The organism is Pseudomonas sp. C 49-2 (genome assembly GCF_003970195.1).
GTDB lineage: Bacteria > Pseudomonadota > Gammaproteobacteria > Pseudomonadales > Pseudomonadaceae > Aquipseudomonas > Aquipseudomonas canadensis.
In genome coordinates this window covers 405,714-418,539 of sequence record NZ_RXYG01000004.1, presented here as the reverse complement: position 1 = coordinate 418,539, position 12,826 = coordinate 405,714, and the positions used below count along the sequence as shown (strand labels likewise).

Genomic DNA, 12,826 nt, shown 5'->3' with positions numbered 1-12,826 from the left:
TGTACAGCCTCGCCGGCGAACTTGCGCTAAGTGAAACAGGTCCACGGAATCGTGCGTGCCGGGTGTGCAGTTGCCGAACTGTCGAGATAGCAATATAGAAAAAATAGCAGGGTTTTTCCTGGAAAAAATGTGGCCCACCGTGTGTGCATCCGCCACCGATGCGCGAGCTCTCATGCAGTCGAAAGATTCGTTCTTTAAAGAGATGAAAGAGTGAAAGGGCATTTGCTCACGGGCTTGGTTTTTCGGGATCGTCGTTGCGATCGGGTTGGGTGTATTAGGATTACCGGCTTCCCGTTCAGCTGGTCTTAACCCAACTGTAGAGTTCGCCGGTGTCATGACGTTGGCAAACTGGCTTCTCGTTGCGTGTTATGGGGTGTGTTGTGGATTGGCTGCTCTTCTGCTGGGGAGCCGGCGTGAGGTGTTGGCCAGCGTCAACACTTTTTTTACCTCTCCGGCTGGCTGGTGGTACTCAAGAAGTTTGAGATGCCAGCGCTAGGCGCACGCTTGAAGTCCATGACGCATAGTTGTGCTTCGCTCAGCTATGATCAAGCTGTGACGGCTGCAATCCATCATAGCCAGATGGCAACGGTCTCAGATTACATAGTCTTGTTTGGGTACATATTGTTCGTCCTCCTTGGCGTCATCAAAATGCAGCGTGTTCTTCATGACTTCGGACGCACGCGTGCCTGGTTATCCACGGCGATCGGGATGGCGCTGCTGAGCTTGATGGTTTCGTATGTCTAGGAACCCATCGTCTCTCAGTTGACGTGCAGCTACGCCAGTCAGTCCTGAAGGCTGTCTTTCAGAAACGCTTGCGCCACGGTCAGCCCAGCCATACCCAGCACTGTCCTTGCTCAGGGCGCTCTGCAGTGTAACCAAGTGGCTGGACATGACCCTGATAAACAAGGTGCCTGATGGCATCTTCGTTACTGAATAAACGGTGTAAGCACTCCTGCTCTTGCGTCCATGAGCAGTGGCACAGAGGCTGATTTACGTGGAAATTGCATCCCGGTTGAATTTGTTGGGGGCGTACCGTGGAACGGGCTGAGCTGTAAAATGAGGCCTGGCATTGTGCTGCTCGATCGTATGGGCAAGTTTTGCCAGATGTCATTCGTGGTGCGCTTCACACCTATGCACGTCCGCCTGGGCATGACGACATGACTCGGCTGTATCTAACAAGCTTGGGCGACGCGGCCTTCAAGGCGCTGCAGGCTTGCCTGAACGACGACTGGAGCAATGACGACCCGCTGGCATCCGTTTTCTGGGTGCGGCTGCATAAACGCGATTATCTCTACTATTGTGTCTTGCAGCGTCTGGTCAGCGATCAATTGGCAACTGATGAGATGAGGGATGCAAGGTTCGCGGTGGATCTCGGGTTATAGGGCGGCCATGTTGGCCGCAGGCGCAATCCTTGGGGGCTTACTCAATGGTTTGGGAAAGTGAAAGCTGGAAGGTACCTCTGCTGAAACTGGCCAAGCGCCTCGCATCTCTCAAGGCGTCTAGAGAGCTATCTGAAGATCAGCTTGCCCTGATCGAGCGAGATATCTTCATAGGGTTTTACTCGGTGAGAAAGCTGACTGAAACCCCCACGAAAGTGACGGATCAGACAAGAACCATGCTGCTCGCGGTCAGCAAGTTCGCCAACCTCAAGCCTGTGACCTGGCGTAATAATCATAGGCTTGACCAGCTCTATAACCTCAACAAAAGCAATCAAGAGAAACGGGACATTCCCTTCGTTTGCGGCAGGATCATACACAGCTTCATTTTTGCACCCTGTGTTTCGGAAGAGGGCGGGCTGTGTGGGGTGTTTTTCACCTCTGATCTTGATAAAGACAAGTTTTTGCTCTTCATGGACATCGATGAAATGATCGCGCTGTTCAGGCAAGTCGGCAACGATAACCCCAGCGTGATCGAATCCTCTCGTGATTTGGTCACGGGCGTCGAGACGCTGATCGTCAAATGAGCTTGAGGCTCGACTCATGCGCATCTAAGGTGGGGGTGAAGACTATTTGCTGAGTTTCTCCGGTTGCCTAGTCGACCTTCGTTCTCACCTGATGCCGGTAATCACCTGTAATTTGACAGTGGCACTCTGGTATCATTTTGCGATTAAATTGGATCGCATTATGCATCAGGGAGGCATTTGGTCAGGTTATGGAAGGTGCAGAGTCAAACACGATTCATGAGGCGTCCGCAGCAGCTTTGGGATTTTATTTCCAGAGCCAGTTCGCTCTACTGACGCTTATATCGCAGACGAATGATGACGCTGCGGTGGCAATCGAAAGGCTGGACGACGTAGAGCTCAAGGCCAACGGCCAGACCCTCCTATACCAACTTAAGCATTCCGTCCAAGAAAATCCTCCCCCCGTCACCCTGGCATGCGTAGCGTTGTGGAAAACCATCAAGGTATGGATTGATGCCGTCCCACTCGTGTCACTAGCCGATACGACCTTCTGCCTTGTTTCGGTAGGCAGCGTACCCAGCGACTCTCCCTTAATGGCTCTGTGTGATCCTCAGGCGAATCGAGAGACCCTGCTCAAGGCGATGCTTGAGGAAGCCAGTCGTGTCGTCGATGAGCGCACCGCTGCGAAGGCCGCAGGTGACAAACTACCCCATGGACCACGTGCTGCGGGTTGTGAGGCGTTCCTCAACCTTGACCTATCAACCCGATCGAGTCTGCTACGACGGATCCGCATTCAGCACGGCACTGTCACAGTTGGGCAGATCCCTGAGACGCTGTCCAAACACCTGCACTTGCTCCCGAAGGATCAGCGCTTCCAAGCTGCTGAGCGACTGCTTGCGTGGTGGGATCAGCAGGTGGTGTACACCCTGTGTGGCAAGCGCGATCGGGTAATTCAGCGCAGCGAAATGGAACACAGCATCTCCTCCATCATCGCGCATCTGGACGACGAAAAACTGATCGCCGATTTCGATATGGCCAACCACCCAGATGACTATCAGCCTGACAGTATGCTGTACCGTCAGATTGGTCTGGTTCGGGGCAAAGCATTCGATCTCACTAGGGCCGTTCGCGAGCAATGGCGGGCGGCGCAGCAACGGGCCAAGTGGATCGTTGATAAGCCCCAGATGCGATCGAAGATCGTCACCTACGACGCAAAGCTCACCGAGTATTGGTCAGATCGCCACGTTCGAATGACTGATGAATGTGAGGGCTTAGACCCTTCTGAAGTCGAAGCAAAAGGACTGGAGCTCCTGCGTTGGACTCACGACGATGCTCACAAAGATGTAGAGCCGATAGCACCGAGCTGGAGCGGACACTACTACGTGCGGGGCACCTATCAGGTGTTGGCTATCGACCGGCTGGTGGGGTGGCATGTCGACTATCTGAGCCTCCTCAAGGAGTAGAACATGACCATTGCCCATGACATCTATGCCGAAACCAACCCGGCCTATTGCGCTGCGTTACTGACCAACTTCGTTTCAGAGTACTGCTCTCGCAGCAACACGCCGCCAGACCTCACGTTGTGCTACGCAGCCTTGCCACTCGCGCTGTCAGGTGACCTAGCGTCTACCTTTGCAGGTACCGATCGAAGGACGGGCCTGCTGGAGTGGCTGCATCGCAGCCCGTTCATTCAGATCCGGCTTGCAGATCGAGTGAATGGCTCGCTGGATATCGTTAACGAGGCGATCCAGTTTGCGTGCTTCAGCCAATTGCTCATGGTCAATGCCGAGGGTCGACTCGTCTTGGGCGCAGCCTCGTTGCGCAAAGTCTTCACCAAGCAATTGAGTGAGGAGACCCGGAACATTTTCAAGAACATTGACCGGCTGGGCTGCTGGTTTGCCCTGGCCGGCACTACACGGACTGTATTCGACATGATGGGGCTAGAATTGTGAGCCGCTGGAACATCTCAAACATCTTTTTCATCGGCGAAGGCGGGCGGGTTCGCATCCTTGATCTGCGGCTGGGCGAGGTGAACATTTTTACCGGTGCCTCCGGTACCGGTAAATCCACCCTGATCAAAGCTATCGATTACTGCCTTGGCTCCAGCAAGTGCGAACTCGCAGCTCATGTGAAACGCCACAGTGTGGCGGTCGGTGTGAAGTGGGTGCTGGATGGTGCGCAAATGATTACGGCGCGCCTCGTCCCGCCTGTGGGCCAAGGCACCAGCACTAAGATGTTCGTCAGCAATGGGCGGAACTTGCCAATTCCCGACACTGTTCACCAGCTCCAAGGTGCTACGACGGTCGATGCGGGTAAAGCCTTTATCGAGCGAGCATTTGGCATCGGCGGTGTGTCTGACGTCTCCGATGACAAAATCTCCCGTAAATGGCGCCCGACGGTGCGCCACGCCACAGCCTACATGTTTGTTCCCAAGGATGTAATCTATAACGAAACGGCTTTGCTTCATGGGCTGGATCAGGCTGACGAGGCTCCAGCGATCATCGAGACGATGCCCTATTTCTTGCGGGTCGTGAACGAGGACACCGTGCTCCAGGAGCGGCGCTTGCGCGATCTTCGCAAACAGCTTGAGCGAGAGGAGCGACAGCAGCGAACTCGCCAGGCAGCCGGCAGCGAGTACAAAAAGCACGCCATGCGCTTGCTGCTCGATGCGAGTCGCAGCGGCCTGTGCGACCTCCCCTTGGACGACGCTACCGAGCAGGAATTGGAAGCCATCCTGCAGCGGGTCAAGCGGATCAATGCCAAAGCGGTGTCGAACCCCAACGAAAGCGAGCTAGGTAACCTGTACGAAAAGCGGCGCAGCCTACTGAGTGACATCGAGAAAGCGCGAAGGCAATCCCGTGCGACCCGTTCGGCGCTTCAGGACATGGTGGGTTTTCAGGGAGCCGTCCAACGCCAATACGAGAAGCTGAAGATTGCCGAGCACCTTCAGCGGGCTGCTGGTACTTGTCCATTGTGCGACACACCGACGGAGCGTGGCATTGCGATCTCCGAAGCGATCCACCGATCCATCAAGATCGTGCGATCGGAAAGCGTGGCGGTCGAGAGTGTCAGGCCGCGCCTGATCGAACATGAAGACTCGTTGCAGATCGAGATCGATCGACTGAATATCAAGCTGCGTGAAACCGATGAGCGCATCAAGACTTGGGTTCGGCAAAGTGATGAAGCCAAGCAAATGGATAGCTTGGCCCGATACCATTCCCATCTGCTGGGTAAGGTGTCGCAGTTTTTGGAGATGAATCCGACCAGGCCGCAACCCGGCTCTGACGTCAGTGTCCTGCATGAGCAGATTCACAGACTCGAAGCGCTGATCGACAGCAATTCCAAACAAGTGTTGCTCTCGCGCGCCGAACGCAAGGTGTCGCAATACCTGTCGGAGGCGTTCGCCAAGTTGCCTACGGTCGCGCCATGCATTGGGGCAGACCTTGAGTTCTCCTCCAAACCACCGGAGGTGGCGATCATTGAGGACGGCACAGGAGTCGTTCTCCGACTGCATGATGCAGGGTCGGACGAAAACTACCTGGCAATCCACATTGCCCTGTCCTTCGCGCTGCAGAAGTATCTGGGTGAAATCAATGCTCCAGTACCAGCCTTCCTCGCGTTCGACCAGATTAGCCGACCTTACTACCCGCAACGTGGGGAAGACGAGTCGACGATTGGAGAAAACGAAGAGGTATCGGCCATGCGTCGACATATCGACTTCCTTTTCAAGGAGACGGCTGCCCAGGAAGGTCTGCAGGTGCTGCTGATTGAGCACGCCTTCTTCGGGGATGATCCCCGCTACGTAGCGGCTACCCGCAAGCGGTGGAATAAGCTCTCCGAGGAAGCCCTGATTCCTCGGGATTGGCCGAAGAGGCCGGATACCCAATAAGAACTCTGCCCCCCTAGGACAGGTATGGTGTGAGCAACTGCTACACATACGGCCGTACAGCTGAGGGGGAATTTATAAAAATTTAAAGTGGCCTTGATATATGACGGCGGTTGATGAAATGGGTGATTCGGCTTCGAATGAAGGCTCTAAAGGCGAAGAGGGTTCGGGGTATCGTTTAGTTAGAACTTCGCGGTATAGGGATAAGGAAACACGTAAGCTGCGTGTAGGTATTGTGGCGGTAGTGTTTTTGGGGTTGTCGGGGCTTGCCATTCTCACCAATCCAGACATTTTTTATTTCTTTTATCCTAGGGCTTATGAATTTAATAGGTCTATGCCTCTGGGTATAGGGCTATTTCTGATGTTCTTGGGGTTTTCGGTTGGTGCCATGCTTTACTTGCAGACCGGCTTCACTGTCCGCGAAGAAATGGTCGAGACGAATTATATGGGAGGGTCAGAACACAGGCCGCCTAAACCCGAAAAGAGCATGCACCTGGCTGATGGTGGCTCTCCAACAGTGGTCGATGCTCAAGCAGGGAGAGAATCTGTTCCGAACCCTAATGGTGGGTTCGGGCTGGGAATCACAGACTACGATGCGATGGTATCGCTCTTTTTAGCGCAGTCTCGAAAAGACCCTAAGGAGGTCGTATGGGCCGATTTGCTGGCCCGTGCGAAGAAGGCTAATAAGATTTCGCATTTGGATGGCGATTTAATCAAAGGTTTCGAGCAATCCCGGCATCGTCTGCTCAAAGAGGTGGAAAGCCTAGGGCGGCGAGGGAACTTCAACCTTGTTCTTGGAATGATGATTTCAGCTGTAGGTCTTTTCGTGCTGGCAACTGTATTTATTGGATCGGGGTTCTTAAATACCTTCGCAGCCGCCAATGAAGCCTCTAAAGCTGTTGCAGAGTCGCCCAAGGAAATAAAGGACGCAATATCTTTTGCTATCACATATCTTCCGCGGTTGACTTTTGCTCTAGTTATTGAGTTGTTTGCTTTTTTCTTCTTGAGACTTTATCGGGCAAGTCTTAGTGAGATTAAGTATTTTCAAAATGAAATCACCAATATTGAGGCTAAATCGCTCGCGTTGCGCGCATCTCTCCTGACGGATTCTTCTGTTTCATTAAATAAGGCGATAGCTTCGTTGGTGGATACTGAAAGGAATCATATCCTTCAAAAAGGTCAAAGTACGATAGAGTTAGAGCGTGCAAAAATTGAGGTTTCAGGTATGGCGAATGTGGCCAAGAACGCGGCAGGCTTACTTGAAGTCCTCAAGCCGAAGAATTAAGTGCCTCTTTTTATCGGTGTACAGCCGGTTAGCACGACCGGCTGATGGCTGTGGGGGTGGGTGGTTTAACGTGCGTGCGTGGCCTGTCCTAGATAAATACCGCTTCGTAATCCTCTGTTCGTTCGCCAGCGGGCCAGTACTCTGATTACCCGCTCCGGCGTCCAAGCCACTGTGCTCGGCCAGAGCGCGTCGCGTTTACCGGTCGGTGGCAAGATCCGCGCCGGGATCAAGGTGCTGACCCGGCAAGCGGCCGAGCAGCCCCAAGCGCAGGCGCTCTAAGAGCAGGGCGTGGCCACCGGCCAGTCATTCGACGAAATCGAAGCCGCCATTCTCGCGGCGCTGCCTACCCTTAAACACCCACTGGTCCCGCGTAACGTACCTTGGTTTGCCCTCATGCAGGTACAGCGTGAACTCGCCGTTGTGTTTTTCTAATGGGCATACACGTGGTCGATCTGCGTTCCCGCCAGCACCCGAGACTGGAAGTCGTAGCGGTGGTCGTGGATTGCTGAATGCTCAAAGCAGGCGCGGCAACTCAGGGTTCCAAACGTGCAGGCGATAATCGCTCTCCAACTGCACCTGCACAAAGCCCAGGCCGTGGAGGGTGATCTTTTCGGTCATTACATCATCAATGATTATGGCAATAAGGCTCCGTGTAACTCCTCGGGTTGGGAGGGATTTTTGGGTGCGAAACTCTGTGAGATACTTGTTGGCTAATTGATATCTAAACGGATTTTGTAGTGAGGGGATCTGAGGCTCTAAGTATTGCCAGTTCTATTGCCACGCTTACTGGTGTGTCATTCACATGGCTTGTCACAGCGGGTGAATTCCGAGACGCATCAGCTATTGAGATCGCCTTCAAAGGTGTCTCAGCAATAATCGCGGCGCTGCTTTCAATCGGGGTGGTTTTTCTAATTGTTCGATCATTCGCACACGCGCTGCATATTACGCCGCCGCGCAATCATGGTTACATCTGGAGTTTTGGTCTGGCGGCAGCAATTTTGGTAGGGGCTGTCTCGCTCGGTATCATCGCCGGATGTGCGACTTTCTTCTGGGAGGTTCATTACTAGCAGGCATGACTTCGTCCTTGCCGCTGTAGCGGCTGACTTTGAAGGGGGCGTTGCTTCCATAACCGTCGAGCTAGAACTGGTGTGCGGTGGAGGCGAATTGCTACTCTTGGCAAACATCCAAGGAATGGGAACACGCCAATGGACGCCAAGAACATTCAGAAGCTTCAGCAACTGAAAGAAGAAATGGAGTTTCTGAAGAAACAGAAGGCAATCACTACTCCCCATGTTCCAGGGCAAAACTTTAGTGACGAATCAAAAAAATTCTTTGCGGGGGTTTCAGAAAAAAAGCGAGACGACCTTGCGCGCCAGTTTCGGCAGGAGAAAAGATCCGTACCTTCTAGTGATCCAACTCCAGATCATGAGGTTGATGAAACAACGCTAGAGTTGAGACGCGAGTTTGCCCGCCTCAACAAGATCCGCGAATTTCAAGAGATAGTAGGGAACAGAAAACTGAGTCGAAAAGCCTCGAAAGCAGCTATTAAAGTGGCAAAAACGGCAGCCAGCGACTCAGCCATGGGCAGGCCAATCAAAAAGGCAAGGAAAACCAAAACGTCGAAAAAGTCGGCAGGGGAGCGAATTGAAAAAATATGCTTCAACTGCAAAAAGCAATTCCACATCTACTCCAACTGGGCTAACCCTCCAGCTCTCTGCGCTGCATGCACAAAGTATGTAAATGATGCCTACCTCCCATCAAACCCCGGCCGCTCTGTTCCTACTGGTTGGATTCACGTTGTGAGTGGCGGCGCTCCGGGGCTTGGCAAGCGCTAAATACCCTTGTCCTGTTGTCTTTCGATAGCATCCGATGCGGGTGCCCGTGGCAACGCCTTGGGCTCACGTTCGACTTGGCGAAGCGTGCGCACTTTTATCGCTCCTTCGACACCCACCGTCTTTTGTTCTGGGCGGTAGCGCAAGGTCGCCAAGTCGCACTGAAGCACGCTCTATTCAAGGCGCATTTCAGTGATGGGGAGAACATCAGCCGTCGCGATACCTTAGTGGTCTTGCCGGTGAAGCATGGCTCTCCACCGAACGTGTTCAAGGAGTGCTGGACAGTGGGGAGTTCGGGGATGAAGTGCGGGAGCTTGAAGCGTTTTATCTCAGGCGGGGGATCAGCTCTGTCCCGGCCATGGTGCCGAATGGGCGTCATCTGATGGCCGGCTCGCAGTCCGTCGAGGAATACGAACAAGCCATCAGGCAAATTGCGGATGGCGCCGTGACTACACAAACGGCTGGCCACTGAAACCCCGTGGCAAACGCTGCAGGCCAGGCAGGTCGGTAAGACGCTGCACGTATGCACTGCGCCATTCGAGGGCTGTGTGGGTCTTGGCTTTTCGATTGGCACGGCGAGCGGCGTTGCGCTGGGTCCGACGCGCTTCTTTATAGGCATCGGTATTGCGGCAGGTACGGCATTTGACCCGGTTCAGCTCGGTGCTGGAAGGGAGGTTGGTGCCGTGGTGGCCACAGGCCAAGTGACCTGCAACCTTGAAGTGAATGACCATGTAAGCGTCTCCTTCTTGGGGGTACGCACATCGGTAGACCCACGATGCGCGCGGGGAGGGCGGGGTTTTGAAAAACCTCGACACCTAGGGTTACGACCCCAACAACCAGACAGCGTTCGGTTTTGGCTATAGACCTGTTCAAGCCTGGCACCTGAGGCTAACCTGCCACGCTACCCATCAAGAATAAGGAAGCAATGATGAGCGTCGATTCCCTGCCAATCGAGGGCAGTTGCCGTTGTGAGTGTGTGCGCTTCAGCGTGAGTGCCGCCCCGGTGATCACCATGGCCTGCCATTGCACCGGCTGCCAGAAGATGTCTTCCAGCGCGTTCTCACTGAGCGCGCTGATTCCCGCCAGCGGCTTCACGGTGACCCAGGGTTGCCCGGTGATCGGCGGTATGCAGGGCGTGGATCGCCATTATTTCTGTCCCCATTGCATGAGCTGGCTGTTCACGCGACCCCATGGCATCGATGAGTTCGTCAACGTGCGCGCCGCCTTACTGGATAACGCCAGCGGTTACGTGCCGTTCATGGAGACCTGGACCCGCGAGAAGCTGCCGTGGGCCTCCACCCCAGCGGTGGAAAGCTTTGCTCAGTTGCCCGAGCCTCAGGAATTTCCGCGCTTGATGCAGGCCTACGCCGAGTTCAGTCGATCAACGCCAGCAAATCAGTAGTGCCCACATCCAACCCCGCCTGGGTCAGCAAGGTTGTGGCCTGGCCCCGGTGGTGGGTCTGGTGATTGAAGAAGTGCACCAACAGGCTGAAGAAGTTTTTATCGGCGCTCACGCCGCGCATGTTGCTGTAATGCAGGCGATGGTCCAGGTCGATCTCCTGCACGGTGTGGCTCCAATCGACAATGAGTTGATCCAGCCAGCTGCGATGGGCTGCCAGCTCGCGTATATCCGCGAAGGCCAATTGTTTGAGATCGGCGGGGGCAGAAACTGCATTCAGCGGAGCCAAGGCTGCGTAGCCTGCTGGATGCTGCGCAAAACGCTTGAGCCAGACGGTATCGCCCAGCGCCAAGTGGTTCAGCGTACCGAGGATCGAGCCGAAAAACGCCTGTCGATCCCTCGCCAACTCCGCGTCCGTCAGTGTCAGGGCCGCGTCATAGAGCTTGCGGTTCATCCACTGGTTGTAATTTGCCATCAGTGCGATGTGCTCAGTCCGGTTCACTTGGGTTTTCTCTGGAAGTCGCGATAGCGTCATGATAGGCCGTGACCGCCCGGCGGTCATGGTGTTCCGGCAAGGCCGGGCTATGGTTGATAGACGCCAACGCTGCGCCCTCGGAGGGTGACACCATGAACACCAGTGATTTACTTGAACAACTCTTGCGCGCCGGGCAAGGCGGCAGTGCGTCATCCGGCGGACTGGGTGGGCTCCTCGGTGGGTTATTGAAAGGCACCAGCACGGGCAATGCATCAACAGGTGGCGGCCTGGGTGATTTATTGGGCGGTCTGGGTGGCATGTTGGGTGGCACCACGGGCACTCGTCTCGCGCAAGGGCGTTCCGGTGGGATGAACTACGCCGCACTGGCCTCCCTCGGAATGGCAGCATTCCAGGCTTATCAAGCCTGGCAACGGCAGCAGGCCACTGCGCCGCAACAAGCCTTGCAGACGGTGGACCAGCTTGACGGTCCCGCAGCAGAAGCCCACAGCCACGCGGTATTGCGTGCCTTGATCGCCGCCGCCAAAGCCGATGGCCGCATGGATGACAAAGAAAAGCAGCTGATTTCCAGTGAGCTGGGCCGCCATACCGACGACCCGCAACTGCAACAGTGGCTCGACGCCGAAGTCGCCAAGCCTCTGGATGCCACGGATTTCGCCGAGTTCGCCAGTGACCCGGCCATGGCGGCCGAGGTGTACCTGGCCAGTGTGATGTTGGTGGACGACCAGCAGGACGCCGAGCGCAACTACCTGGATGACCTGGCGGGGCAGTTGCAAATCGACCCGCAATTGCAACTGCACCTGGAACAACAAGCCAAGGCCTAGAACCGTAATGTGGCCCCGGTGGTGAGCCATTGCGCGCGCTCACCGATCAGACTGCGCCCGAGCACCAGGTCCATGTCGACAAATTCGCCGATGTGAAACCTGGGCCCGGCCTGCCATGCCTGGTCGCCGCCGTCCTGGCCGTAACGCTCGGCGATCAGCGTCAATGAATGCGCCACCTGGTACTCAAGGCCAGTGCCCCAGGTCAGGCGGTGTTTTTGGTCGCCGTCGTTGTAGGCGTGGGACCAACCGGCATTCAGGTTCAACCGCAGTGGCTCCAGTGGCTGCCATGTCAACGGGATATTGAAGTCGGCGCCATCAAAACCATGTCGGCGGTCGTGTGCAAAATGCGCACCGGCTGACACGGCCATTTCCAGCCCCAGATCTTCCCGCGACCATACGTGCGCCTTGAGCTGTGGGTTCACTTGGGTTTCGCCCTTGTCTGCGCTGGTAGCGCGGGACAGGGCTGCGCCCCATTGCACCGAAGGCAGCGCGGCGAAGGTGCAGGCAGGCGACAGCGTTTCAGTGTGAGTGCTGCCATCGTGGCGGTTGGCGGTGTGCCAGGCGTCGACATTGCATTCGCCCGGCGCATTAATCGCGCCGTCATCGACCACGTAAGAACCACCGGCCGCATTGGCCTTGGACAGCAAGGCAATCGTCAACAGGATGCCCAGGGTCAGCCCGATAAAGATCAGGTTGCGCTGCAACGCGCGACGCTTGGCCGGTGGTAGCAGCAACAGAGTATGACGCGCACCTCGGTAGTGACGCGCACGGTATTTGGCGAACCCGTCCTGGCCGGGTTGCGTGTGTTTTTTGTGCATGATGCACCTCGCATGAATTCAGCTTTCTACGGTCAGCACCGAAATGCCGCTGGCTTTGGCCTGGCAGACCAGCTCGCAAGTGTCGTCACCACCGGGTAGGGCGATGACCACGTCCGGGCGGCTGTCGGTCAGCATGAAATGGTTGCGCTGGCGTTCCGCCTGCTTGCCGTGGCGTTGCCAATTGGGCGGGTAGCGCACCACGTCGATGCTCAGTTCCCGTGCCCAGTCCTCGACGTCGCTGCCGAGGAATTGGTTGCCGCCGTGGATCAATACCTGCACCGGGCGCAGGCGGTGGTAAGCGTCCAGCACTTGGCGGGACATTTTGGTGTCGGCGTAATGACGACCTGCACAGATCAAGACGCGCATAAGGTGACTCCTTGTGTTGCACG

At 55.6% G+C, this 12,826-nt stretch carries 14 protein-coding genes and 1 pseudogene; 10 read left to right on the top strand and 5 right to left on the bottom strand.

Going from position 1 to position 12,826, the window contains the following annotated elements:
- The first annotated feature begins 1,157 nt into the window (after positions 1–1,157).
- The 7 genes from EJ576_RS30000 to EJ576_RS29670 all read left to right on the top strand — a co-directional run bounded on the left by EJ576_RS30000 (position 1,158) and on the right by EJ576_RS29670 (position 7,503).
- A complete protein-coding gene (locus EJ576_RS30000) occupies positions 1,158–1,382 on the top strand; it encodes a hypothetical protein (RefSeq protein ID WP_256656596.1) in 225 nt (74 codons plus the stop codon).
- Between the two features lie 44 nt (positions 1,383–1,426).
- Positions 1,427–1,963: a hypothetical protein gene (locus EJ576_RS10815; protein WP_126570330.1), complete on the top strand. Its 537-nt coding sequence runs from the start codon at positions 1,427–1,429 to the stop codon at positions 1,961–1,963.
- A 188-nt stretch (positions 1,964–2,151) separates the two neighbouring features.
- A complete protein-coding gene (locus EJ576_RS10810) occupies positions 2,152–3,363 on the top strand; it encodes an ABC-three component system protein (protein WP_126570329.1) in 1,212 nt (403 codons plus the stop codon).
- A gap of 3 nt (positions 3,364–3,366) precedes the next feature.
- Complete coding sequence (locus EJ576_RS10805) at positions 3,367–3,852, top strand: three component ABC system middle component (protein WP_126570328.1); 486 nt, start codon at positions 3,367–3,369, stop codon at positions 3,850–3,852.
- Entirely contained in the window at positions 3,849–5,789 is a 1,941-nt protein-coding gene (locus EJ576_RS10800; RefSeq protein ID WP_126570327.1) for a DUF3732 domain-containing protein, read from the top strand. Before EJ576_RS10805 ends, EJ576_RS10800 begins: the two co-directional genes overlap by 4 nt.
- A gap of 100 nt (positions 5,790–5,889) precedes the next feature.
- Positions 5,890–7,071 (top strand): hypothetical protein, encoded by a 1,182-nt coding sequence (locus EJ576_RS10795; RefSeq protein WP_126570326.1) that lies wholly within the window; start codon positions 5,890–5,892, stop codon positions 7,069–7,071.
- A 288-nt stretch (positions 7,072–7,359) separates the two neighbouring features.
- Positions 7,360–7,503 (top strand): hypothetical protein, encoded by a 144-nt coding sequence (locus EJ576_RS29670; protein WP_158628948.1) that lies wholly within the window; start codon positions 7,360–7,362, stop codon positions 7,501–7,503.
- A 23-nt stretch (positions 7,504–7,526) separates the two neighbouring features.
- On the opposite strand, the pseudogene EJ576_RS10790 reads toward EJ576_RS29670, so the two are convergent.
- Positions 7,527–7,707 (bottom strand): annotated as a pseudogene (locus EJ576_RS10790) (hypothetical protein); the annotation flags it as partial.
- 569 nt (positions 7,708–8,276) lie between these two features.
- On the opposite strand from EJ576_RS10790, the gene EJ576_RS10785 reads away from it, so the two are divergent.
- Entirely contained in the window at positions 8,277–8,906 is a 630-nt protein-coding gene (locus EJ576_RS10785; protein ID WP_126570325.1) for a hypothetical protein, read from the top strand.
- 446 nt (positions 8,907–9,352) lie between these two features.
- Here EJ576_RS10785 and EJ576_RS10775 read toward each other — a convergent pair whose 3' ends face one another.
- Positions 9,353–9,634, bottom strand: coding sequence for a hypothetical protein (locus EJ576_RS10775; RefSeq protein WP_126570324.1), 282 nt, complete (start codon positions 9,632–9,634; stop codon positions 9,353–9,355).
- A 197-nt stretch (positions 9,635–9,831) separates the two neighbouring features.
- Here EJ576_RS10775 and EJ576_RS10770 point away from each other — a divergent pair, with 197 nt between their 5' ends.
- Positions 9,832–10,305, top strand: a complete 474-nt coding sequence (locus EJ576_RS10770; protein WP_123477572.1) for a GFA family protein — start codon at positions 9,832–9,834, stop codon at positions 10,303–10,305.
- Here EJ576_RS10770 and EJ576_RS10765 read toward each other — a convergent pair.
- The gene (locus EJ576_RS10765) at positions 10,277–10,804 is read right to left on the bottom strand and encodes a DinB family protein (protein WP_123477571.1); all 528 of its coding nucleotides are present in this window, start codon (positions 10,802–10,804) and stop codon (positions 10,277–10,279) included. The genes EJ576_RS10770 and EJ576_RS10765 overlap by 29 nt on opposite strands.
- 125 nt (positions 10,805–10,929) lie before the next feature.
- Between EJ576_RS10765 and EJ576_RS10760 the strand changes: the two genes are divergently transcribed.
- The gene (locus EJ576_RS10760; RefSeq protein ID WP_126570323.1) at positions 10,930–11,619 is read left to right on the top strand and encodes a tellurite resistance TerB family protein; all 690 of its coding nucleotides are present in this window, start codon (positions 10,930–10,932) and stop codon (positions 11,617–11,619) included.
- Here EJ576_RS10760 and EJ576_RS10755 read toward each other — a convergent pair.
- Both EJ576_RS10755 and EJ576_RS10750 read right to left on the bottom strand, forming a co-directional pair.
- A complete protein-coding gene (locus tag EJ576_RS10755; protein ID WP_126570322.1) occupies positions 11,616–12,437 on the bottom strand; it encodes a hypothetical protein in 822 nt (273 codons plus the stop codon). The two genes, EJ576_RS10760 and EJ576_RS10755, sit on opposite strands and share 4 nt — an antisense overlap.
- A gap of 18 nt (positions 12,438–12,455) precedes the next feature.
- Positions 12,456–12,803, bottom strand: coding sequence for a DUF2493 domain-containing protein (locus EJ576_RS10750; RefSeq protein ID WP_028616245.1), 348 nt, complete (start codon positions 12,801–12,803; stop codon positions 12,456–12,458).
- Positions 12,804–12,826 lie beyond the last annotated feature (23 nt).